The organism is Stenotrophomonas sp. YJH_SMC_43 (assembly GCF_059372535.1).
Genome location: NZ_JCAFVQ010000001.1, coordinates 1,001,281 through 1,024,865, shown reverse-complemented (window position 1 = coordinate 1,024,865; position 23,585 = coordinate 1,001,281). Strand labels below are relative to the sequence as shown.

General features: G+C 66.6%; 20 protein-coding genes. 15 read left to right on the top strand and 5 right to left on the bottom strand.

Annotated elements, in window-relative coordinates:
• The first annotated feature begins 183 nt into the window (after positions 1 to 183).
• The 3 genes from AC5QAH_RS04785 to AC5QAH_RS04775 all read left to right on the top strand — a co-directional run bounded on the left by AC5QAH_RS04785 (position 184) and on the right by AC5QAH_RS04775 (position 3,739).
• Entirely contained in the window at positions 184 to 768 is a 585-nt protein-coding gene (locus AC5QAH_RS04785) for an AprI/Inh family metalloprotease inhibitor (RefSeq protein ID WP_049455165.1), read from the top strand.
• Between the two features lie 69 nt (positions 769 to 837).
• Complete coding sequence (locus AC5QAH_RS04780; protein ID WP_241874852.1) at positions 838 to 1,797, top strand: cation diffusion facilitator family transporter; 960 nt, start codon at positions 838 to 840, stop codon at positions 1,795 to 1,797.
• 232 nt (positions 1,798 to 2,029) lie between these two features.
• Complete coding sequence (locus tag AC5QAH_RS04775) at positions 2,030 to 3,739, top strand: sensor domain-containing diguanylate cyclase (RefSeq protein ID WP_197576434.1); 1,710 nt, start codon at positions 2,030 to 2,032, stop codon at positions 3,737 to 3,739.
• Positions 3,740 to 3,764: 25 nt separating this feature from the next.
• On the opposite strand, the gene AC5QAH_RS04770 is transcribed toward AC5QAH_RS04775, so the two are convergent.
• Positions 3,765 to 5,708 (bottom strand): MacB family efflux pump subunit, encoded by a 1,944-nt coding sequence (locus AC5QAH_RS04770; RefSeq protein ID WP_495232131.1) that lies wholly within the window; start codon positions 5,706 to 5,708, stop codon positions 3,765 to 3,767.
• A gap of 2 nt (positions 5,709 to 5,710) precedes the next feature.
• Positions 5,711 to 6,892 (bottom strand): efflux RND transporter periplasmic adaptor subunit, encoded by a 1,182-nt coding sequence (locus AC5QAH_RS04765; protein ID WP_241873979.1) that lies wholly within the window; start codon positions 6,890 to 6,892, stop codon positions 5,711 to 5,713.
• A gap of 329 nt (positions 6,893 to 7,221) precedes the next feature.
• Between AC5QAH_RS04765 and AC5QAH_RS04760 the strand changes: the two genes are divergently transcribed.
• The 4 genes from AC5QAH_RS04760 (at position 7,222) to AC5QAH_RS04745 (ending at position 10,729) form a co-directional block, all read left to right on the top strand.
• A complete protein-coding gene (locus AC5QAH_RS04760) occupies positions 7,222 to 7,686 on the top strand; it encodes a hypothetical protein (RefSeq protein ID WP_029550736.1) in 465 nt (154 codons plus the stop codon).
• 47 nt (positions 7,687 to 7,733) lie between these two features.
• Positions 7,734 to 8,450: a response regulator gene (locus AC5QAH_RS04755; RefSeq protein ID WP_019337245.1), complete on the top strand. Its 717-nt coding sequence runs from the start codon at positions 7,734 to 7,736 to the stop codon at positions 8,448 to 8,450.
• A gap of 4 nt (positions 8,451 to 8,454) precedes the next feature.
• Positions 8,455 to 9,531, top strand: coding sequence for an ATP-binding protein (locus AC5QAH_RS04750; RefSeq protein WP_279914316.1), 1,077 nt, complete (start codon positions 8,455 to 8,457; stop codon positions 9,529 to 9,531).
• Positions 9,532 to 9,802: 271 nt separating this feature from the next.
• Positions 9,803 to 10,729, top strand: a complete 927-nt coding sequence (locus AC5QAH_RS04745; RefSeq protein WP_053443102.1) for an ABC transporter six-transmembrane domain-containing protein — start codon at positions 9,803 to 9,805, stop codon at positions 10,727 to 10,729.
• Between the two features lie 95 nt (positions 10,730 to 10,824).
• Here AC5QAH_RS04745 and AC5QAH_RS04740 read toward each other — a convergent pair whose 3' ends face one another.
• Together AC5QAH_RS04740 and AC5QAH_RS04735 are read right to left on the bottom strand one after the other, a co-directional pair.
• On the bottom strand, positions 10,825 to 11,913 hold the full coding sequence (locus AC5QAH_RS04740) for a DNA glycosylase AlkZ-like family protein (protein ID WP_495232130.1): 1,089 nt from the start codon (positions 11,911 to 11,913) through the stop codon (positions 10,825 to 10,827).
• Between the two features lie 104 nt (positions 11,914 to 12,017).
• Positions 12,018 to 12,602: a TetR/AcrR family transcriptional regulator gene (locus AC5QAH_RS04735; protein WP_100445843.1), complete on the bottom strand. Its 585-nt coding sequence runs from the start codon at positions 12,600 to 12,602 to the stop codon at positions 12,018 to 12,020.
• 244 nt (positions 12,603 to 12,846) lie between these two features.
• Here AC5QAH_RS04735 and AC5QAH_RS04730 point away from each other — a divergent pair, with 244 nt between their 5' ends.
• The gene (locus AC5QAH_RS04730) at positions 12,847 to 15,042 is read left to right on the top strand and encodes a TonB-dependent receptor (protein WP_495232129.1); all 2,196 of its coding nucleotides are present in this window, start codon (positions 12,847 to 12,849) and stop codon (positions 15,040 to 15,042) included.
• A 250-nt stretch (positions 15,043 to 15,292) separates the two neighbouring features.
• Here AC5QAH_RS04730 and AC5QAH_RS04725 read toward each other — a convergent pair whose 3' ends face one another.
• A complete protein-coding gene (locus tag AC5QAH_RS04725) occupies positions 15,293 to 15,955 on the bottom strand; it encodes a TraX family protein (RefSeq protein ID WP_191849430.1) in 663 nt (220 codons plus the stop codon).
• Positions 15,956 to 16,069: 114 nt separating this feature from the next.
• Here AC5QAH_RS04725 and pip point away from each other — a divergent pair, with 114 nt between their 5' ends.
• The 7 genes from pip to AC5QAH_RS04690 all read left to right on the top strand — a co-directional run bounded on the left by pip (position 16,070) and on the right by AC5QAH_RS04690 (position 23,585).
• Positions 16,070 to 17,017 carry a prolyl aminopeptidase gene (gene pip / locus AC5QAH_RS04720; protein WP_053443106.1) on the top strand — a complete coding sequence of 316 codons (948 nt, stop codon included), beginning with the start codon at positions 16,070 to 16,072 and terminating at the stop codon, positions 17,015 to 17,017.
• Between the two features lie 206 nt (positions 17,018 to 17,223).
• Entirely contained in the window at positions 17,224 to 17,523 is a 300-nt protein-coding gene (locus AC5QAH_RS04715) for an EF-hand domain-containing protein (protein WP_317614381.1), read from the top strand.
• Positions 17,524 to 17,814: 291 nt separating this feature from the next.
• Positions 17,815 to 18,114 carry a hypothetical protein gene (locus AC5QAH_RS04710; RefSeq protein ID WP_005413574.1) on the top strand — a complete coding sequence of 100 codons (300 nt, stop codon included), beginning with the start codon at positions 17,815 to 17,817 and terminating at the stop codon, positions 18,112 to 18,114.
• Between the two features lie 63 nt (positions 18,115 to 18,177).
• The gene (gene mgtA, locus AC5QAH_RS04705) at positions 18,178 to 20,937 is read left to right on the top strand and encodes a magnesium-translocating P-type ATPase (RefSeq protein WP_100445851.1); all 2,760 of its coding nucleotides are present in this window, start codon (positions 18,178 to 18,180) and stop codon (positions 20,935 to 20,937) included.
• Positions 20,938 to 20,967: 30 nt separating this feature from the next.
• Positions 20,968 to 21,705 (top strand): MgtC/SapB family protein, encoded by a 738-nt coding sequence (locus tag AC5QAH_RS04700; protein WP_019337229.1) that lies wholly within the window; start codon positions 20,968 to 20,970, stop codon positions 21,703 to 21,705.
• Positions 21,706 to 21,892: 187 nt separating this feature from the next.
• Positions 21,893 to 22,951, top strand: coding sequence for a sensor histidine kinase (locus AC5QAH_RS04695; protein WP_461295575.1), 1,059 nt, complete (start codon positions 21,893 to 21,895; stop codon positions 22,949 to 22,951).
• The gene (locus tag AC5QAH_RS04690) at positions 22,944 to 23,585 is read left to right on the top strand and encodes a response regulator transcription factor (protein ID WP_049409567.1); all 642 of its coding nucleotides are present in this window, start codon (positions 22,944 to 22,946) and stop codon (positions 23,583 to 23,585) included. Before AC5QAH_RS04695 ends, AC5QAH_RS04690 begins: the two co-directional genes overlap by 8 nt.

Sequence of the window (23,585 nt, the reverse complement as noted above, 5' to 3'; positions counted from 1 at the left end):
TGCCGGCCGCTGGCCGGCACTCCTTCGGTCTCTGAGCGTCAAAGGGGAGCCGGCCAGCGGCCGGCACTACCCTTCAGCGGACAGCACCTACCCTTGGCTGGCTTGCCTCAGGGCGCGCCCTCACACCGTCTCCCACCCCACCGGTTCGATACTCGCGCGATCCACCCTTCCGAGGATCCTGCGATGGCTGCCCTGCTTGCCTGTAGCTGCCTGTCGGCGCTGTACTTCCTGGCCCTGCCCGCCCTTGCCCAGGACGCCTCGTTCGGCTTCGGCGAACAGACCACCCGCACCGACCAGGCCACCCAATCGAGCAGCACAGAGACCCGGACCAGTGGCTCGGTGACCACCCAGACCACCACCAGCGGCAGCTCGCAGTCCGAATCACGCAGCGAAAGCAAAGAGATCGACGTCGGCTTCGGTTTCCACGACGACAACGACGACTGGAGCCATGACCGCCACCGCGGCGACCGCGATGTGCGCGACAGCGATCTGTTCGGCAGCTGGACGCTGGGCCAGGAGAACGGCAGCACCTGCACCATCGAGCTGAAGAACAGTGAGTGGTTCGGTGGCTACAGCGCCTACGTGCCTGCCGGCTGCCCGGACGGATTCTTCTCGGCCAACCGCTGGGTGCTGTCGGGCAACCAGCTGCTGCTGACCGATACCAGCAATACGGTCTTCGGGCGTTTTCGCGCGTCGGGAGGTGGGCGTTGGACTGGCTACCGTGAATCGGATGGGGCACGTTTGTATCTCAATCCCAAGGGGCACTGATCGCACCGTGCACACAGTAGGCACGCGCTGATCGGGAAGATCAGGAATCCGCCTCACCCCGCCGCCGAAATGTCCGCTCCCACCGGTTCCCGCCTGGTCATCTACGCCGCCCTCGCGGGCAACCTGGCCATTGCCATCGCCAAGTTCATCGCCGCCGGCATCTCCGGCAGCTCGGCCATGCTCAGCGAGGGCGTGCATTCGCTGGTCGACACTCTCAACGAGGTGCTGCTGCTGTACGGGCTGCGCCGCGCCGGCAAGGCGCCGGACCCGGTACATCCGTTCGGCTATGGCCGCGAACTGTACTTCTGGAGCTTCATCGTCGCCCTGCTGGTGTTCGCTGCCGGCGCCAGCGTTTCGGCCTACGAAGGTATCCAGCACATCCGCCAGCCGGAGCCCGCCACCAACCACGCGTTGAGCTACAGCGTGCTGGGCATCTCCATCCTGTTCGAAGGGGCCTCATGGTGGGTCGCGCTACGGGAGTTCCGGCGTACCAAGGGCAAACTGGGCTACTTCGAAGCCTTCCGTCGCAGCAAGGATCCTTCCACCTTTACCGTGCTGCTGGAGGATAGCGCGGCCCTGCTGGGCCTGGGTTTCGCACTGATCGGGCTCGTGGCCGCCCAGGTCCTGGACATGCCGGTGCTTGATGGTGTGGCGTCGCTGTGCATCGCCGGCGTGCTTGCCGCCACCGCCTTTCTTCTCGCACGCGAAACCAAGGGACTGCTGGTGGGTGAGCCGGCCCATCCTGCGGTGGCTGAGCGGATCATGGCCGTGGCCGAAACCGATCCGGACCTGCGCCGCGCCAATGGCGTGACCACCATGCAGATGGGCCCGGAACAGGTCGTGGCCATGCTCAGCGCGGAATTCGAGGATGACCGGCGCACGCCGCAGATCGAAGCCTGCATCACCCGCATCGAAACTGCAGTGAAGCAGGAGTTTCCGGAACTGGTGGCACTGTTCGTCAAGCCGCAGACGCCGGAGGTCTATGCCGCCCGGCGAGCCGCGCTGGCCTCGCCGCCGGCACCGGACTGATGATGTCTCTGTACAGGCTTGCCCTGTAGATCCTCCGGTGCAGCCTCCACTGGCGCGTGCTCGTTCGCGACCATCGTCACGCTTTTGCACCCCTCGCGTGCAGCTCGCAAACGTTGACGAAAGCGCGTCACGTCGGCATCACCTCACCGTAGCGATACATAACGTGGTGCGCACTAGCGTAGTACCTGACAGCCGCCGAAGCCGCCCTCGCCACCCAGCCCTGCAAAGCGCCATGGACGAAGCCGACCGCCTGCTTGAAATCGACCGCCTGCACCTGCTCGACACGCCGGCCGAACCGGTGTTCGATGCAATCGTTGCTGCCGCCCGCGCAGCGACTGGCATGACCATGGGCCTGATCTCGGTGGTGGCCGAGGAGCGCCAGTGGTTCAAGGCCAATATCGGTCTTGAAGGCGTCAGCGAGACTGCACGCAACATCTCGTTCTGTACTCATGCCATCGAGCAGGACGAACTGTTCGAGATCCCGGATGCCCGGCAGGACCCGCGATTCTCCACCAACCCACTGGTGACCGGTGGCCCGCGCATCCGTCACTACGCGGGAATCTCGCTTGGGTCGGCACAGGGCGCCCGTATCGGAACACTATGCCTGCTCGATCCGATGCCGGGCGTGCTGTCGCCCTCGCAGCGCGAACTGATGGTGCATCTGGCGCGGGTCACCACCCAGGTGCTGGAACAGCGCAGCACCCTGATGGCACAGGTCGGCCAGGCCAAGGCACTGCACCGCGAACTGAAACGCAGCGAGGACTTCCTGGAACGCACCAACCGCGCGGCACGGGTGGGCGGCTGGGAGATGGACCTGCTCTCCCACGAAGTGCGCTGGACCCGCGAAACCAAGCAGATCCACGGCGTGCGCGGCAACTATCAACCCACGTTCGACACCGCACTGTCCTTCTATCGGGAGGACAGTCGCAACATCATCCGCAGCGCGGTCCAGCGCTGCATCGAGGAAGGCACCTCATGGGAAGTGCAGCTGCCAATGACCACCGCCGATGGGCGCTCCATCTGGACCCGGGTGGTCGGTGGCCGTCAGCAGGTGGATGGGCACCCTCGCCTGGTCGGCGCCATCCAGGACATCACCGAGGAGCGTGCCGCGCTGGATGCCCTGGAGGCGAGCGAGACGCGCTACCGGCGCCTGTTCCACTACAGCCTCGGCCTGATCTGCACGCACACGCTGGAGGGCGTGCTGACATCGGTGAACCCGGCGGCCGTGCAGTCGCTGGGCTTCGATGAGACTCATATGATCGGGCGCAGCCTGTGCGATCTGATGCCTCCCGAGAAGCGTGCTGCATTCAAGGCCTATCTCGCGCGGATCACGGTCAACCACACCGATGCCGGCGTCATCGAACTGATCGCCGCCGATGGCACCCGCCATTTCTGGGCATATCACAACGTGCTCGACAGCGAGGCGAACCCTCCCTATGTGCTGGGCCATGCGCAGGATGTGACTGCACTGCGGATGCAGGAGCAGCAGCTGCGCGAGATGTCCTTCAAGGATCCGCTGACCCAGAGCTACAACCGCCGCTTCCTGCCGCGCCTGGACGAGCTGGTTGATCAACCCTGGGCCTGCCTGATGTTCGATCTGGATCATTTCAAGCAGATCAACGATACGCAGGGCCACGCGCGGGGGGACACTGTGCTGGTCGAGTTCGCCGCCTTCCTGCGCGCTCCACTGGGGGCGATGGAAAGCGTAGTGCGCATGGGCGGCGACGAGTTCATGGTGGTGCTGACCTGCCCGGAGCCGGGGCGGTTGGCCGCGCTGGAGCAGTGGTATACGCAGCAGGCCGGTCGATCACCCACGCCCTTCTCACTGGGTGCGACCCACCACGCCCCGGGTGAGTCGGTGGCCGACACCCTGCAGCGTGCCGACAGTCGCCTGTACCGCGAGCGCGCACGCGTGCGCACGCACCCGCGACCGGCAACCTGAGACTCTCCCCGCAGCGGGCGCGACCCTACTCCGCCGCCAACGCCTGGATCGGGTCGAGCTGTGCAGCACTGCGCGCCGGGAAGTAGCCGAAACCGAGCCCGATGGCAGACGAACATGCCAGCGCGGCGAGCACCGGCCCAGGCGTGAACAGGAACGGCACCCCCAGCGACAGCAGGCTGGACAAGGCGCCCACAGCCAACGCGAACAAAACCCCCAGCACCCCGCCGAACAGGCAGATCAACACGGCCTCGATCAGGAACTGGCGGAGGATGTCGCCCTGCCGGGCACCCGCCGCCAGCCTCACACCGATCTCGCGCACGCGCTCCTTCACCGACACCAGCATGATGTTCATCACCCCCACGCCACCGACCACCAGCGCCACCGCAGCAATGGCCGAAACCAGTGCCGCCATGGTCTGGCTGGACTTCATCACTGCCTTGCGGATCTGGTCGGCGTTGTAGATGAAGAAATCGCGCCGGCCGTGCAGGCGTTGCAGCTCCGCGCCCAGCGAGGCCTCAGCGGCGGTGGTTGGCACGTCATCCCGCACGCGCACGGTGATGCTCTCCAGCCGCTGGCTGCCAAGCAGGCGCGAGGACGCGGAGGTGTACGGCACATAGACCGTCGGCGTCGCCCCGCCGGCGAATGCGTTGGGACCGACCACGCCGATCACTTCCACCGGCATGCCGCCCAGCAGCACCGTGCCGCCGATCGGATTGCCGCTGAACAACGCCTTGGCCGCCTTCTGGTCGACCACGCCCACCGCGCGATGTGCCTCCACCTCGGCATCGGTGAAGAACCGGCCCGCCTTCAGGCGCAGCCCGCGCACACGCGGTAGATCAGCGCCCACGCCAAGCACCTGCGTGTTGGCGCGCCGGTTGCCCTGCAGTGCCGCCACCGAACCGCTCAGGTTGGGGCTTACGCTGTCTACGTAACTCAATGCGGCCAGGTGATCGGCATCGTCCACGACCAACGATTCGATCTCTGCCGAGCGCGGGTCACCAAAGTCCGCGCCCGGGAAGATGTCCAGCGTACTGGCACCCAGTTCGTTGATCTGTGACTCGACCTGTGCCTGTGCGCCCTTGCCCAACGCAACCACGGTCACCACCGCAGCCACGCCGATGATGATGCCCAGCATGGTCAGCAGGGTGCGCAGGCGATGGGCCAGCATCGAACGTACCGCCATCCGTGCAGCTTCCCTGATTGCATCCAGGCGCGCGCGGCGCTCGGCGCCCGGTTCTGGACTGCGCTCGTGGGCAGCAGCATTGCGTGCTGCCGGAGGATCACCCATACCACGGTCGGATACGACCCGACCGTCTGCGATCTCGATCACGCGTGAAGCGTGCGCGGCGATCGCCGCATCATGGGTCACCAGGATCACGGTATGGCCCTGCGCATGCAGGCGCTTGAGTTCCGCCATCACCTGCCGGCCGCTGGCATGATCCAGCGCGCCGGTCGGCTCGTCGGCCAGCACGATGGCGCCGCCGTTCATCAGCGAACGCGCAATGGAAACGCGCTGCTGCTGGCCGCCGGACAGCTGGCTGGGCCGGTTCGTAGTGCGCTCCCCCAATCCCAGCGTTTCCAGCAGCATGCGCGCACGGGCGGTGCGCGCATCGGCATCCACGCCGGCATAGACCGCCGGCAATGCCACATTTTCCGTGGCGCTCAGGTTCTCCATCAGGTTGTAGCGCTGGAAGATGAAGCCGAAATGCTCGCGGCGCAGGTGCGCCAGTTCATCCTGTGACATCTGCTCGGTTGCTGCGCCCTGCACCCGGTAGCTGCCTTCGCTTGGCCGGTCCAGGCAGCCCAGAATGTTCATCAGCGTGGATTTGCCCGAACCGGACGGGCCGATGATCGCGATGAACTGGCCCGCCTCGATGCGCAGCGACACGTCCTTCAACACCACCACCTCGCCGGCGGCCGAGCGATAGGCGCGCGATACGCCATGCAGTTCCAGCAGCGCGTCGACCATGCTCACATCCCCAGCAGGCTGGTGGGCTCGGCTTCCGCGCCGCTGGGCGCCTGCCCGACCACCACGTTCTCGCCCGCTTCCAGGCCAGACAGGATCTGCACGGCGGTGGCGGTGCGCAGCCCGGTGGTCGCTGCGCGCTCGCGGGCACGGCCTTTCGCATCGACCACCTGCACGGTTGCGCGGTTGCTGTTCTTGTCGTCGGACTCGCCCAGCGCTGTCAGCGGCACCTGCAGTGCATTGGCCACGCGTGCCAGTTGGATCGTCACCTTCACCGTCATCGAGGGCTTCAGCATCAAGCCCGGGTTGGCCACGTCGAACAACCCGGCGTAGTACACCGCCTTCGGCGTCTGCGCCGATCCACCGCTGTTGCCACTGGCCACATCGGCAATCGACGACGGCGCAGGCTCAAGCTGTTGCAGGCGCGATTCATAGCGGCGCCCGCTCGGCCCCAGCGTCGAAAACCACAACGGCTGGCCGGGTGCGATCAGTTCCACGTCGGCCTCGGCGATCTCGGCGCGTACGGTCATCGTGTCCATCTGTGCCAGCATCACGATGGTCGGCGTGGTCTGCATCGAGTTCAGCGTCTGCCCGGCCTTGGTGACGATGGCCACGATGTAGCCGTCGGACGGTGAGACGATGCGGGTGTAGCCGAGGTTGATACGGGCGGTCTCCACCTGGGTCACCGCCTGGTCGATCTGCGCCTGCAACGCGGCGGCCTCCGCGCGCGCCGCATCGCGCGCCACACGGGCCGCTTCGAAGCCTTCCTGCGAGACCAGCCGCGATGCCACCAGCTGCGACTGGCGCTCGTACGTGCGAAGGGCCTGGCTGTAACGCGCCTGGCTGGCCGCGTGCTGCGCACGCAGTGTGTTGGTGGCTGCTTCGGCGCTGCGCAGGGCGATGCGCTGCGGCTGCGAATCCACTTCGGCAATCAGGTCGCCAGCGTGCACACGCTGGCCCAGCACCACGTGCAGGCGCGTGACCTGGCCCGACACCTGCGCGCCCACCGCCACCAGTTCCTTGGGGTTGACCCGGCCAACGGCCTGCACGGTCTTTTCCAGGTCCGCCACCCTTGCCGGGGCCGTGATCAGCGCGGCATCATCACCTTCGACGAACAGCCACCCGCCGGTGCCGCCTGCAAGAAGTACAACGATTGCGGCAATGATCCAGGTCCTGCGGTTGTTCATCGAAAGGCTCGCATGCACGCAGCCACCGGATGTGACCGCAGAAGCCGCAGTCTGGAAGGTAGTGGTGGATGTTTCTTGGAGCCACTGTGGAGATTGCATGGAGGCCGCACATCCGTTCAGGCACGGGGCCCGCTCCTGAACGGCACGGATCGCGTCCACGAAATCTCGACACAATCTCGACCAAGTCTCCATCAACGGCCCCTAGCCTTGTCGGCCTCGCCGACTGCTCCGCCGCCGTGTCCTTCCCGTTTCCAGACCTGCCTCCCATCGATGTCCGCCGCGCCTACCTTGCCTGGTGCGCGCCTTCGCCGTGGCTGCTTGCGCTGGTGCTGACGTCAACCAGTGCCTGGATGCTTGCCAGCGCGAACCCGGCGCCGCCCCTGCTGGCGGGCGCCGGTGCTGCCGCGCTGGTGTGGTTCCGCAGCGAAGGCCCGGGTCATTCGGCGCGCGCGGGCACCCTGGCGTCGGCGTCGCTGATCGGCCTCGCGGCCTGGTCCGCCTCCGCCGCTGACGTGAGCCTCATGCCAGCAGGGATGGCGGCTGTCCTGGTGGCCGCGTTGCTTGCCCTGCGCCTGCGGGCCGTGGTCCGCATGGCCCGCCGCCTGCAGGACCGGGTGGACGCAACGGGCATGCAATCGCGGTGGAGCAAGCTGCCTGCGGCCGTATCGACCCTGCTCGCACAGCACCTGCGCGCCACCACAACACTGGCGCCCGCCCTGCAGCACACGCTGGTGCTGGCCACCCTGGCCTGGGCCGCCCACGAAGAAGCGCAGACCCTGGAACGGCCACGATGACACCGTCGCCGGCGTTTCCCATTCCTTACTTGAAACCGCAGCATGCAATGAAATCCGATGCCCGCACGCGCCTGGCGCCCCTGGTGCTCATTGCCGAAGATGAAGGCGAAATCGCCGACATTCTCGGCGCCTACCTGGCCCGCTCCGGGCTGCGCAGCGCCCGCGCCGCCGACGGCGAAGCCGCCCTCACCAGCCACCGCCAGCTGCGCCCCGACCTGGTGCTGCTGGACGTGCAGATGCCGAAGATGGACGGCTGGCAGGTGCTGAGCGAGTTGCGCCGGCGCGGCAACACCCCGGTAATCATGCTCACCGCACTGGACCAGGACGTGGACAAGCTCACTGGCCTGCGCGTCGGTGCCGACGACTACGTGGCCAAGCCATTCAATCCCGCCGAGATCGTCGCCCGCATCCAGGCGGTGCTGCGCCGTAGCGCGAAGCCCATTGCAGAAGAGCCCAACGGGCTGATCCGGCAGGGGCCGTTCGAGATCGACCTGCGCAGCCATGAAGTCACCGTGCGCACCGATGACCACGTGCATGCTCTGAGTTTCACGCTCACCGAGTTCCGTCTGCTGGTACACATGGCGCGCGCACCGCGCATGGTGCACAGCCGGCTGGATCTGCTCCAGACCTGCCTGCCGGAAGGCGATGCGCAGGAGCGCACCGTGGACAGCCACGTCAGCAAGCTGCGCCGCAAGCTGGAGGAAGCAGGCGTCATCGGCATTCCCGCCACCATCCGCGGTGTCGGCTACCGCTTCCTGGACTGAGCCGATGAACCCCAAAGGCAAGAGTATCGGGCGCCAGATCACGCTCTCCATCACGGTCGCGTCGCTGTGTTCAACCGTACTGTCGATCAGTGGTTTCTACCTGTTCTATTACCTGATGGAGGTGTTCTATCCACGCTGGTACGACGAACCGGAAACCATCATGCCGTCAGGCCTGGAATGGCTGTGGATCGGCCTGACCGCCACCGTGGTCGTTGCGCTGGCCACATTGATCGCCTCGCGCCTGACCCGGCGCATCATCACCCCGCTGAACTCGGTCGCCGAAAGCCTGCGTCGCGTCGCCAGCGGTGATCTGGAGGCGCGTGCGCGCGGCGGTGACACCTCGATGACCGAGGCCGCCGCGCTGGTCAGCGACTTCAATTCCATGGCCGAGCGATTGAGCCGGATGTCGGAGAACCGCGTGTTCTGGAACGCGGCGATCGCACACGAACTGCGCACGCCGATGACCATCCTGCGCGGCCGCCTGCAGGGCATCGCCGAAGGCGTGTTCGAGCCGGGGCCGGAGCAGTTCAACAGCATGCTCACCCAGCTGGAGGGCCTGACCCGCATCATCGAGGACCTGCGCGTGGTCAGCCTGGCCGAGAGCGGCCACCTCGATCTGCGCATGCAGCGCAGCGACGTCAGCGTGCAGGTGGCCGCAGTAGTGGAAGCGATGTCCGAGGCGCTGACCGAGAGTGGTTTCTCGGTGACCTTGGACGCGCGTTCTTCACTGGCCGACTGCGACCCGGCGCGCATCCGCCAGGCGGTGCTGGCGCTACTGGAAAACGCACGCCGCCATGCCATTCCCTGCCCGCTGCGCGTACACGTGACGCTGGCCGAAGGCCATTGCACCGTAACCGTTGAGGATGGTGGCCCGGGTGTGCCGGACGACCTTCGCGACAGCATCTTTGAAGCCTTCCAGCGCACCGATGTATCGCGCTCGCGGCAGAGCGGCGGCTCCGGTCTCGGCCTGGCGGTGGTGCGGGCGATTGCCGTGGCCCATCACGGAAAGGCGCGATGCCGGGCGACCGAACGTGGCGGCAGTGCCTTCGAAATACGCTGGCCGGTGCACGCGCGTCGTTGAGAGCGCGGCGTTGCGGTAGACGCTGCCCTGGTAGCGGCCCACCTTGGTGGGCATCGGCACACTGCGGCGCCAACCAAGGTTGGCGACCACCACGACTCTGGTAGTTGCCCACCTTGGTGGGCACCACGCCCTCCACTGAACGCCACCGGTTTCTCCACGCAATCTCCATCGTCCCTCCATGCCCGCTCCAAAGGGCTGCAGATACTGGGCGCGACCCGGGAGATCGCAGGCATCCGTCCCCTGCCCTGTCCCCGACCCACCCAGGCACCCCATGAAACACCCCCATGATCCAGCGGCCGCCGCCGGCAGCATCGGCCAGCAGAATGCGGCCGCCACCCTGAAGGCCATCCTGCGCACCTACCCCTGGCAGCTCACCGGCACGTTCTCGCTGGTGGCACTGGAGAACACACTGCTGCTGGCCTATCCCTTGTTCGCCGGCTTCGCGGTGGACGCGATCATCAGCAGCAACATCGGCCATGCCGTCTCCTATGCCGGCGTGGTACTGATGTTCTGGTTGGTCGGTGCCGCCCGTCGAGCGGTCGATACACGCACCTTCACCCGCATCTATGCCGATCTGGCGGTGAACGTGGTGCAGGCGCAGCGTCGGCTGGGCCAGGCCACGTCCACCTCGGCGGCACGCGTGGTGCTGGCCCGCGAGTTCGTCGACTTTTTTGAAAAGCACGTGCCGATCATCGCCACCGCGCTGGCATCGATGTTCGGTGCGGTGGCCATGCTGCTGGCGATCGAGCCGATGGTCGGTGCCGCTGGCCTGGTCACCCTGCTCGGCGCCCTGCTGGTGCTGCCCTCGTTCGCACGCCGCAACGAGCAGCTGCATGGCCGCCTGAACAACCGCCTGGAACACGAAATCCGGCTGGTCGACCGGGTCAGTCCCTCGGTGCTGCGCCGCCACTACACCACGCTGTCGCGCCTGCGCATCCTGTTGTCAGACCGCGAGGCCGGCGCCTACGTGGTGATCGGACTGGCTGCCGCGGCATTGTTCGCGCTGACCATCGGCCGCCTCGCCACCACTGAGGGTGTCACGCCGGGCCACGTCTACGCGGTGATGACCTATCTGTGGACCTTCGTCGGCAGCCTGGACGATGCGCCGTCGATGGTGGACCAGCTTGCACGGCTGAAGGACATCGGCCGGCGAGTCAGTCCCGGGATGGACGACGCGGAGCACAAGGACGCCGCTTGACCGGTAGATGCCACCTTGATGGGCACCGACACATCGCGGGGCCAACCAAGGTTGGCGACTACCGGGAGCGATAGCTACCAATGCGCCGCTCGGCGCTACAGGAACTCCGCCATGCGCTGCAGCTCGTCTTCCAACGCGCCACGAAACACCCTGTCGCGGGCCAGCGACTTGCCGGCATAGCCCACACTCGATGCCAACTCACCGTCGCGCACGCTGAGATTGGCCCAGCCCACCACCTGGTCGTGCCACAACACCGGCAGAGCGTAGTACCCATACTGTCGCTTCGGTGCAGGTGTATACGCCTCGAACTTGTACACCCATCCCCAAAGCAGCTCGAAGCGGCGGCGGTCCCACACCACCGGGTCGAACGGCGCCAGCAGGCGCACCTGTTCGTCCGGTGCATGGCGGCGCGATCGCGGATTCTCGTCCACCGGCCAGTACCAGGTGGTGCCCTCCAGCGTGCAGCTGGCCAGTTGTTGCTTGGCCAACGCCAAGGCCCGCCGGGTCTGCTCGGCCAGATGTGGGGCGCCATAGCCCAGCAGGCGCACCAGATAGGTCAGGCTGGCCGAGGGCAGCGGCGCGTACTTGCGCACCACCAGGTCGATCAGGGCGGCGGCCCGTTCAACCTGCGCCTGCTCGCTGGCGTCCGGCTCGGCGTGCTCGGCCACTGCATAGATGCGGGTGCCACTGTCGCGCCGCTGCACCCGCAGCAGGCCACGGTAGTGCATGCCGTCAAGCAGATGCGTGCTTGCGTTGCTGGTGCCGCCCCAGTAATTGGTCACCCGCCCATGCGCGAACGCCTGGTCCACCTCGCGCGGGTGCACGCTGCCGCGCTCGCGCACGAAGGCCAGTACGTCGGCCGCGCGGCGATGGGTCTCGGCGTCCCATTCGCGCTTGGACACGCGCGGGTGCATCAGTGCCAGATGCTCGCGCGGCAGGAAGCCGTAGTTCACCAGGCAATCCTCTTCCACCGGCAGGCGCGTGTAGCGCCGCTCAAGATCGCCTGCGCGGTAGTCCTTCACCCGGTGGCGCAGGGTCAGGTCCTGTGCGCGCGCCGGTGCCCTGATCGGGTCGGCCTGCACGAAGCCCAGCCGTCGTATCGCGGTCAGCAGCGTAGTCGGCTTGAACAGGGTGCGCGCCACCGCGTAGCGGCGAAGATCATCGAGAGTAGGCGTGGCAGGCATGGCCGCATTGTATTCTCGACACCACGCGATCCGTCCAGTAGAGCCAGGCCATGCCTGGCTGGCGTCAGGGTGAACGGCCAGGATCGTCCACGCATGGCATGCATCTACCGAAGCCGCGATACCTCCAGCGAACCGATCACCAGCGCCCGCATGCCCTGCTTGAACTCGGTGATCACCTGTCCTTCCTCGTCGTCCGCAATCGCATAGATCGTATCGGCGCCGGCGATGCAATAGAACGCGATCGTGGCCAGCAGCCAGCGCGCCTTGTCCACCGGCAGGCCGAACACATCAGCCACGTGCGCCTGGTGCGAGGCGATCTTTTCCAGCATCGGCGCAGTCGCCACCGTGCGCCGCAGCAGGTACGGTGGCAGCCCGGGATGTGCCTTCACCACCTCGCACAGTGACTCCACGAACCGCATCAGGTAGGCCTCCAGCCCACCCGGTGCGTCGACCGACGCGCGCGGAATCTGCCAGCGCTGGAACACCGCCTCGGCCACCAGGCGTTTCAACGCCTCCAGGTTGGCCACGCGCTTGTACAGCGCCGCCTGGGTCACCGCCAGTTCGGCGGCCACGTTGGCCATGGTCAGGTTGGGTAGGCCCAGGCGGATGCCGATGTCGGCCAGGCGCTCCGGGGTGATGGTGGGCGGGCGGCCACGGGGCGGCGCCGTTGGATCGGAGTGAGGGCTCATACGGTGCGTGCTCATACCCTGCTGAGGGTGCCAGCAAAGGGACCCTCTTGTCCGCTTCGATTGATTTAGTTTAATTTACTCAACTAATTCGGAATGCGTCCAGCACGCTGCCCGTAGTCGAGCCCATGGCTCACCTTCCGCCAGGTCCCCACCCAGCCAACAACCCTGCGCTGCGCCCTCTCCCCGTGCTTGCCGTCGGCAGCGCGCCAGGCGCGCTCGCGCCTGCGATTCACAGGAATCTGGCATGACCGTGTACAACTTCTCTTCTCTGCAGCATCGCGCTGCCGCCGCATCTTCCGGCCCGATGCATCCACCAGGCATCGCCCGGCGCTACCGGATGTCGGCCCTCGCGCTAGGGCTGCTGGCCTCGTTTGCCGCGCTGGCCGACTCCGCGCCGTCCACCCTGCCCTCGGTGCAGGTGCAGGAACAGCGCCGGGTCACTGCAGACTATGCGGGCGGGCAAGTGGCCGCTGGCAGCCGCGTCGGCCTGCTCGGCGACAAGGACTTCATGGACACGCCGTTCAATACGGTCAGCTACACCGAGTCCTTCATCCGCGACCGCCAGGCCAAGGACCTCACCGACGTCATCGCCGCCACCGACCCCACGGTGTTCAGCAACGGCGTCACCGGTTCGTGGAGCGAGAACTACGCGATCCGAGGCTTTGCCTCCAACACCAGCGACACCACCTTCAATGGCCTCAGCGGCATGGCGCCGTACTACCGCACTTCGCCGGAAATGTTCGAACGCATCGAGGTGCTGAAAGGCCCCTCCGCGCTGCTCAATGGCATGCCGCCGGGCGGCTCGGTCGGTGGCAGCGTCAACCTGGTCCCCAAGCGTGCCGGCGATCAACCGCTGCTGCGGGTCAGTGCCAACTTCGCCTCCGATGCGCAGTTTGGCGCCCATGTGGATGCGGGGCGTCGCTTGGGCGCGGACAAGCAGTTCGGCATCCGCTTCAACGGCGCGTACCGTGATGGTGATGGCGCGGTCGGCAAGCAGAGCAAGAAGGTGCAGCTCGGCGCACTGGCAGTGGACTGGCGCGGCGAACGTGCGCGGCTGTCGGCCGATCTGTACAGCGCCGATGACCGCGTGGACGGCCCGGCACGCGGCGTCGGTCTGGCACCGGGCGTGGCCATTCCGCGGCCGCCGCGTGGCGATACGCTGATCAACCCGGACTGGGCCTACGTGGACAGCCAGGACAAGGGCGCGATGCTGCGGGGCGAGCTGGACATCAATGACACCCTGATGGCCTACCTGGCCTACGGCATCAGCAAGACCGACTACCGCTACAATGGTTCGATCAGCGCGCAGATCCTCAATCCAGCCGGCAACTTCACCACCGTGATCGGCCAGCTCGCCTTCGATATCAAGAAGCAGTCCGCAGATGCCGGCCTGCGCGGCTCGTTCCACACCGGCAGCGTCAGCCATCAGTGGGCCGCCAACGTGACCCACTACCAGCACACCCAGAACGATTACGGCCGCCGCAGCGTGCCGGGCTGGGACTGGACCACCAATCTGTACAACCCGGCATGGGGCCCGGCGGCACCGTTCGTAACGCCGCACATCTCGCACACCGAGCTGCGGCTGGACAGCCTCGGTTTCGCCGACACCCTCGCCTTCGCCGATGACCGCGTGCAGCTGACCCTGGGCGTGCGCCGCCAGCAGGTGGTCAGTGAGACCTTCAATGTCGCCAGCGGTGCGCGCACCTCGCGCTACGACGAGAGCGCCAACACGCCAGCAGCGGCGCTGCTGGTGAAGGCCACCGGAAGGGTCTCCATCTACACCAACTACATCGAAGGCCTCAGCCAGGGCGCCACCGCGCCGATGACCGCCGCCAACGCCGGTGATGTGTTCGCACCGTTCCGCACCAGGCAGAAGGAGCTGGGCCTGAAGCTGGACCTGGGCAGCTTCGCGCACACCTTCAGTGTGTATGAAATCAAGCGGCCCAGCAGCTACACCGACCCGGTCACGAATATCTTCTCGTTCGGTGGCGAGCAACGAAATTGCGGCGTGGAATGGGGCTTCTTCGGCACGCCACTGGATGGCGTGCGCCTGCTCGGTGGCGTGGCCTACGTGCAGCCGAAACTGACCCGCACGGCCGGTGGCGTGAATGAGGGACGCATCGCCACCGCCGTAGCGCAACGGCAGGCCAAGCTGGGGGTGGAATGGGATGTACCGACCTTGCAGGGCCTGACCTTGACCGGCAATGCCACGGCGATGTCGAAGCAGTACATCAGTGCCGACAACAGCCTGTCGGTGCCGGGCCGCACGTTGTTCGATGTCGGGGCGCGCTACAGCACCACCGTGGCGGGTCGACCGCTTGCGCTGAGAGCCAGTGTGAACAACGTGACCAACAAGGCGTATTGGGGCATGCCGTTGCTTTCCAGTCTAGCGCTGGGAGCGCCGAGAACGGTGCTGGTGTCGGCGACGATGGACTTCTGAGGCAGGCGCCTCCACGCCAGACATGCATCACCTGTGGAGTCGAGCCATGCTCGGCTCGCTTTGCCGGTCACGCATGGCGTGGATTTCCCAGAACGTGTAGAGCCGAGCCATGCTCGGCTCCGGTTCGCCCGCTGAGTCGGGCATGGCTCGACTCTACACACGCCGATGGCGGCATGCTTCACCCCCACCTGCGACGCGCATTCCTTGACCGCATCCAGCATTCAAGACACTCGACATGCCAGTTCCGACATTACACAAGCAGATGGGCAACCAACGCCAGCATCGCCAGATGCCCCACGTAATACCCGTAGAACGCCCACCGCCAGCGCGGCAGCTGCCACGGCACCCGCGCCGCCAGCAGCACTACCGGAATGGCCAGCAATGCCCAGCCGTTGTGGTTGGCCCAGCACACCGCTGCAAGCCCAACCAGCAACAGCCACCACGCCCGGTGCCGGAACGCGATCCAGGCCAGCAGCACGCTGCCAACCCCGGCCCACTGATAGTCCACGAACATCGGCAGCACGCCGGCAGCCAGTAACAGCTGCACCGGCCGATTGTTCGCCAGCGCATGTACGGCTACTGCTGCAACTGTAAAGGTGAGCAGGATGTTGAGCGGCAGCCAGAAACCGAACGCCAGTGCATGCAATGGCTGCGCGATCAAGCCCCATAGTGCCAATCGGCGCATCGACTTGCGCAGGTCGGCCTCCGGCTGGGCGAGATTGCAGGCCATCACCAGCGCGAACAGCGGGAAGGCGATGCGCCCCAGTTCGCTGACCACCGGCACGTAGCCGCCGAAGACCACCTTGGCCACGTGGTCACCCGTCATGGCCAGCAGTGCGATCCACTTCAGCAGCTCGCGCGCGCCGCTGCTGAGGGTGAAGAAGGTTGACGTCCCGGTCGTGGTCGCTTGCATCGCGGAAGCTTATGCGCATCGGCCAGCGCATTTCCAGCGCCGCGCAGGAGCACGACGCTGCAGGCAGCAGGCGGGGGCGCTATGCTGGCCGCCCCTGCTTGTGAGACGTCCGCCGTGCGAACCCTATACCCCGCCATCGAGCCGTACCGCGAGTTCACCCTGAAGGTGAGCGATCTGCACACGCTGCACATCGAAGAGTGCGGCACGCCAGAGGGCATTCCGGTGGTGTACCTGCACGGCGGCCCGGGTGCTGGCATCTCGCCCACCCACCGCCGCTTCTTCGATCCGGCGCGGTACCGCATCGTGCTGATCGACCAGCGCGGCAGCGGCCGCTCCACACCGTTCGGCGAACTGCGCGACAACACCACGCAGGATCTGGTGGCCGATATCGAGAAGGTGCGTGAGCACCTGGGCATCGAGCGTTGGCTGGTCTACGGCGGCTCATGGGGTTCGACGCTGTCGCTGGCCTATGCGCAGGCGCATCCCGAACGCGCCACCGGCCTGATCGTGCGTGGCGTGTTCCTCGGCCGCGAGATGGAGAACCGCTGGTTCGCCGAGGCCAACGGCGGTGCGCGCTGGATCTTCCCGGAACGCTGGGAACGCTATGAGGCCTACATCCCGGAAGCCGAGCGTGGCGACATGATCGCGGCCTACTGGACGCGCATGGATGGCCCGGATGAAGCGACCCGCATCGAAGCCGCGCAGGCTTGGCTGGGCTGGGAAGACAACGCCGCCACCCTGCAGCACGACGTGGATGCGCAATCCACCGACGACCCGCTGGACACATTGGCAAAGGCCCGCATTGAAGCGCATTACTTCCGCAACAGCATCTTCCTGGAGCCGGACCAGCTGCTGCGCGATATCGATCGCATCCGCCACCTGCCCTGCGTGATCGTGCAGGGGCGCTACGACATCATCTGCCCGCCGCGCAGTGCGTGGGATCTGGCCAAGGCCTGGCCGGAAGCCCGGCTGGAGATGGTGACCTCCGGCCACAGCGCGAACGAGCCGGCCACGGTGGATGCGCTGGTGCGGGCGACGGACGCCTTTGCCGACCGTTTCTGAGCAGATGGTGGTGCCGGCCGCTGGCCGGCATCCCACCGTTCGAGGGTAGCGTCGACTCCGCGCAATCGCTGCTGCGCGGCCAGGTGAATGGCGACCCACCGGCAACGGTCCACGGCCCCATTCTTCGCAGCCCGCTTACAGCTCCGCGCAGAAGATCCGGCGGTGACCACCGCACCGGTGGTTCGCCCTTTCCCCAGGAGCACGCCATGACCGGTTATCGCTGCCTTCCCATCGCTCTCTCGCTATCTGCGGGCCTGCTGCTGGGCGCCTGTTCCAATCCCCAGGAGGCCAGCCAGGCCACCGCCGCCGAGGACGTGACCGAAGTGAAGCTCATCCCTGCCTACGAATCGCTGGACAAGGACAAGGACGGCATCGTCACGCTGTCCGAGGTGGATGCCGTCGCGCCGGACTGGGCCGAACGACTGCACGCCTGCGACACCGACCGCAACAAGACGCTGAGCCGTGGCGAGTACGACGTGTGCAAGCAGACCAGCGCTTCGCATTGATCCATCATTGAGCCCTCGACTGACGCTGCGCATGCCGGCTATACCAAGGTATAGCCGGGCTAACCCACGAGCCTCTAGGCCCGTCCCATTCAGGGGCGGACAATAGCGCCACTGGCCAGGGCAATCCTGGCCGGCACCCTCCCCTCATGGAGACGCAGATGGACCCCGACCCTGCCGGGCGCACCGCGCCCCGGATGACCGCTTGTTGCCTGTTCCTGGCGCCTGCCCGCCGGTCCCTGCCTGCCTGAGTGACGGGGGACCGCCAGGCGCCGCTTGCCTGGAGATCGCCCCATGTCCTACAAGATCCTCTACATCACCCTGCGCCGCCTGATCGGCGAGCGCGATGTTGCCGCGCTGCGCAGCCAGCTGCTGCAGCACGGCCCCGTGATGTTTGCCCGTTCGCTGTCACTCGGTTCGCCACGCGTGGTGGCCGACGCCTTGTCGCTGCTGCCGATCAGCGAGCGCATCACCGTGCTGCGTCATCTGCCCTATCCGCTGCGTGATGCGATGAAGCCGCTGTGCATCGGCGGCAGCCAGCGCCTGCACATGCAGCCGTGGTCGCCGGCGGTGCTGGCGATGCGCCACGCCTGATCGGTTGCATCCGTTCCGTTCGTGTTCCGGCCCCGGCCGGCTCTGACATTCGAGGAGAGTCCCATGAGCCTGCTCAACGCCTGGTTCAATGCCTTCCTGCGCAGCCGTCGCGCAGGCAACCTGTTCCGCCGCCGTGCGATGCCCGAGGCCGGGTTTGGCCCGGGCAGCGCCGACGCGGCACCGTTCGCGCTCACCACCGGCCTGGTCACCCTGGCCCAGCAGGAGGAAGCCGAGCTGCTGGCCACGCTGGGGTCGCATGCCGATGGCCTCAGCCCGCATGAGGCCGAGGAACGGCTGGCGACGCTCGGCCCCAACGAGGTGGATCACGAAAAGCCGCTGCCGTGGTGGCGGCACCTTTGGCAGTGCTACCGCAATCCGTTCAACCTGCTGCTGACCGTGCTGGCGGCGGTGTCCTGGCTGACCGAGGACATCAAGGCCACCATGGTGATCGGTGCGATGGTGCTGCTGTCCACGCTGATCCGCTTCGTGCAGGAGGGCCGCTCGAACCGTGCAGCCGAGCGGCTGAAGGCGTTGGTCGGCAATACCGCGCGCGTGCTGCGCCGCAATCCCGGTACCGAGGCCGCCGATGTGGCCGACCAGTACTTCGGTGCGCACCTGCACAGCCGGCGCCCGGCGCGCCTGCTGGACCTGCCGATCCGCGAACTGGTGCCCGGCGACCACATCGTGCTGTCGGCCGGCGACATGATTCCGGCCGACTGCCGCGTGCTGACTGCCAAGGACCTGTTCGTGGCACAGGCCGCGATGACCGGCGAGTCGCTGCCGGTGGAGAAGTTCGCGCACCCGGGCGACGGCCTGGCTGGCCTGCTGGAACAGCACAACCTGCTGTTCATGGGCACCAATGTGGTGTCCGGCACTGCCACCGCCGTTGTGCTGGCCACCGGCAACCGCACCTATTTCGGCACGCTGGCCCTGCGCAGCACCGCCACTGACCGCGCGCCGACCGCATTCCAGGCCGGCGTCAACAGTGTCAGCTGGCTGCTGATCCGCTTCGCGCTGGTGATGGTGCCGTTCGTGCTGCTGATCAACGGCTGGACCAAGGGCGACTGGACCGAGGCGTTCCTGTTCGCACTGTCGGTGGCAGTGGGCCTGACGCCGGAAATGCTGCCGATGATCGTTACCTCCACCCTGGCCAAGGGTGCGGTGCTGCTGTCGCGGCGCAAGGTGATCGTCAAGCGCCTGGATGCAATCCAGAACTTCGGCGCGATGGAAGTGCTGTGCACCGACAAGACCGGCACCCTCACCCAGGACAGGATCGCGCTGGAGCGTCATACCGATGTGTTCGGCCACGATTCGGAAGACGTGCTGAAGTTCGCCTATCTCAACAGCCACTTCCAGACCGGGCTGATCAACCTGCTGGACCGTGCGGTGCTGGAGCACGTGGAGCTGCAAAGCTCGCTGCGGCTGTCGCAGGACTACCACAAGGTGGATGAGATCCCGTTCGACTTCGAGCGCCGCCGCATGTCGGTGGTGGTGTCCGAGCGCGAGGACCATCATGAGCTGATCTGCAAGGGCGCGGTGGAAGAAATGCTGGCGGTGTGCAGCACCGTGCGCGAGAACGGCCAGGACATGCCGCTGGATGAACATCGCCTGGCCCGCGTGCGGCAGACCACCGAAGAGCTGAACGAACAGGGCCTGCGCGTGGTGGCGGTGGCGATGAAAGAGACCGCCGCCAGCCAGACCACCTATTCGCAGGCCGACGAATGTGGCCTGACCCTGGTCGGCTACGTCGCCTTCCTGGACCCGCCGAAGGAATCGGCAGCGCAGGCGCTGCAGGCGCTGGCCGCGCATGGCGTGGAGGTCAAGGTGTTCACCGGCGACAACGAACTGGTGACCGCCCGCGTCTGCGCGCAGGTGGGGCTGGACGCCGACACCATCCTGACCGGCCCGCAGATCGAGCGCATGGATGATGGCGCATTGTCACGGGCACTGCACCACCACCGCGTGTTCGCCCGGCTGACGCCGCTGCACAAGGAACGGCTGGTACGCGAGCTGCGCGCCCAAGGCAAGGTGGTCGGCTTCCTCGGTGACGGCATCAACGATGCCCCGGCACTGCGTGCGGCCGACATCGGCATCAGCGTGGACAGTGCCGTGGACATCGCCAAGGAGGCGGCTGACATCATCCTGCTGGAAAAGAACCTGATGGTGCTGGAGGAAGGTGTCATCCAGGGCCGGCGCACGTTCAACAACATGCTGAAGTACATCCGCATGACCGCCAGTTCCAACTTCGGCAATGTGTTCTCGGTGCTGGTGGCCTCCGCCTTCCTGCCGTTCCTGCCGATGCTGCCGCTGCAGCTGCTGGTGCAGAACCTGCTGTACGACATCTCGCAGATCGCCATTCCGTTCGACAACGTGGACGAGGAACTGGTACGCAGGCCGCTGAAGTGGAACCCGGCGGACATCGGCCGCTTCATGGTGTTCTTCGGGCCGATCAGCTCGATCTTCGACCTGACCTGCTTCGCGCTGATGTGGTACGTGTTCGATGCGCGCACCGCCGGCGACCAGAGCCTGTTCCAGTCCGGCTGGTTCGTGGTCGGCCTGCTGACCCAGACCCTGATCGTGCACATGATCCGCACGCCGAAGGTACCGTTCCTGCAGAGCATCGCCGCGCCGCCACTGCTGCTGATGACCGGCCTGATCATGTCCATCGGCGTGGCCCTGCCGATGAGCCCGTTGGCCGGTTACTTCAAGCTGCAGGCGCTGCCGGCTGGCTACTGGCCGTTCCTGGTGGCGATCCTGTTCGGCTATGCGGTGCTGACCACCGCGCTGAAGAAGTTCTACATCCGCCGGTACGGGTGGCAGTAAACGCCCGCCGCTTGTCCAGGGAGAAACACAATGGACATCAATCCCAACCTGCCGGCCTTCAACGCCGGCGCGACCCTGAGCTCGCTGATCAGCCTGTCGGTGGCGTTCGTGCTGGGCACGGTCATCGGCCTGGAGCGGCAGCTGCGCCAACGCACCGCCGGCCTGCGCACCAATACGCTGGTAGCGGTGGGCGCGGCAGTGTTCGTCGATCTGGCGGTGCGCTTCCATGACCTGTACGGCGGTCCACCCTCGCCGCTGCATGTGGTGGCCTATGTGATCTCCGGCGTCGGCTTCCTCGGCGCCGGTGCGATCATGAAGGACGGCGCCCAGGTGTCCGGCCTGAACACCGCCGCCACCCTGTGGGGCTCGGCGGCGGTAGGTGCGTGTGCCGGTATCAAGCTGCTGCCCGAGGCGGTGCTGGCGGCAGTGTTCGTGCTGGCCGCCAACACCCTGCTGCGGCCGGTGGTGAACCGCATCCAGCGGCAGCCGCTGCCGGAAGCGTTCAGCGAGGCGACCTATGCGATCAACGTGGTCTGCCAGCGCGAGCAGCAGGCCGAGGTACTGGACCGGTTGTTGCTGCTGCTTGAGCAGGCGCAGTACCCGGTGCGCGCGGTGGACCAGCGGCCATTCGGCGAGCGCGATGTCGAGATCGAAGCTGTGCTGTACGCCACCACGGTCGATGGCGGCGAACTGGATGCCGTGCTGGCGACGTTGGCGGCCACGCCGGGTGTACTGCAGGGGTTCTGGAACGCCAGCCTGGAGGAGTAGTGCCGGCCGCTGATGGACGCATCCCGCCGGGCATGGCCCGGCGCTACCGTGCACCGCCTTGGTAGGTGCCGACCGGTCGGCACAATCCGTCAGGCACCATGACCGCGCACAACCCATGCCGACCAAGGTCGGCATCTACCGAACAGCGCTTTGCTATCCTTTCCACCCACGCCAGGGAGCCATCCCGATGCCATCGCTGTCGCCCCGCCGCCCCCTGGTCGTGCTGGCCCTGATCATCGTGATGGCGGCCATCTTCCTGGTCGATACGGTTACCGACTACGCCGTTGCCGCCGCCTGCTTCTACGCTGCCGTCATCCTGGCGGCGTCACGGCGCCTGCCCGCACGCGGTCTCATCCTGCTTGCCGCGGTCTGCATCGCGTTGACCGGCCTCAGTTTCTTCCTGACCCGCTTCGGCACCTACCGCATCGGCCTGGTCAATTCAGCGATCGGCATGCTGGTGATCGGCATCACCACGTATCTGGCATTGAAGATGGAAGCGGCCAAGGCCGCGGTGCAGGATGCGCAGGCCCGCCTGCTGCGGGTTGCCCGCGCCTCCACCGTCGGCGAGCTGACCACCTCCATCGCGCATGAAGTGAATCAGCCGTTGGCGGCCATCGCCAGCAGCGCCGAGGCCAGCCAGCGCTGGTTGGCCCAGGATCCACCGAACCTGGACAAGGCACGTCAGACCATCGCCCGCATCGTCGCCGACGCCCATCGTGCCAGTGACGTGATCGCCCGCATCCGCGGCCTGACCCAGGGCGCTGCACCTGAGCGCCAGGCCTTCGACCTCAACCAGGCCGTGGAGGAAATGCTGGCGCTGTCGCACAGCGAACTGGAGCAGCATGGTGTGACGGTCGCGCTGGTGCTGGGCAGTGACCTGCCCCCTGCCCATGCCGATCGCGTGCAGGTGCAGCAGGTGATCGGCAACCTCATCCTCAACGCCGTCGACGCGATGGCCGGTACGCCCACGGGCGAGCGCAGGCTGTCGCTGCTGACCGCGCATGATGGGCACGGCCACGTCAGCCTGAGCGTGCGCGATCGTGGTATCGGCCTGCCGGCAGAGCAGCCCGACCGCGTGTTCGATGCATTCTGGACCACCAAGTCGAACGGCCTCGGCCTGGGCCTCAGCCTGAGCCGTTCGATGATCGAGGCCAACGACGGCCAGATCCGCGCCGAACGGCCAGCAGGCGGCGGCGCCTGTTTCGTCTTCGACCTGCCCATCGCCACGGACGTTCAACATGCGTAAGCCCGTTGCCCCTGCCATCGACCCAGCACCCATCGTCTATGTAGTCGACGACGATCCGTCGGTGCGCGCCGCACTGGAAGACCTGCTGGCCTCAATGGGCCTGCAGGTGCGGGCGTTCACTTCCACCCAGGCCTTCCTCGAACACGAACTGGAAGATGCGCCGGCCTGCCTGGTGCTGGACGTGCGCATGCCCGGCCAGAGTGGGCTTGAATTCCATCGCACGATGGGCAGTCACGGTCTGCAGCTGCCGGTGGTGTTCATCACCGGCCACGGCGACATTGCGATGGGCGTCAACGCGATCAAGGACGGCGCCATCGAGTTCCTGACCAAACCCTTCCGCGACCAGGAACTGCTGGATGCCATCCACAAGGGCATCGAGATCGACCGCCAGCGGCGCCGCGACGGCGAGGCACTCGGCGCGCTGCAGCTGCGCTGGGATACCCTCAATGCCGGCGAGCGCGAGGTGGTCGACGGCGTGGTACGCGGACGCCTCAACAAGCAGATCGCCGGCGACCTCGGCGTCAGCGAGATCACGGTGAAGGTGCGCCGCGCACAGGTGATGCGCAAGATGGGCGCGCGCACCCTGGTGGACCTGGTGCGGATGTATGACCGCCTGCAGGGCAGCGCAGGCTGA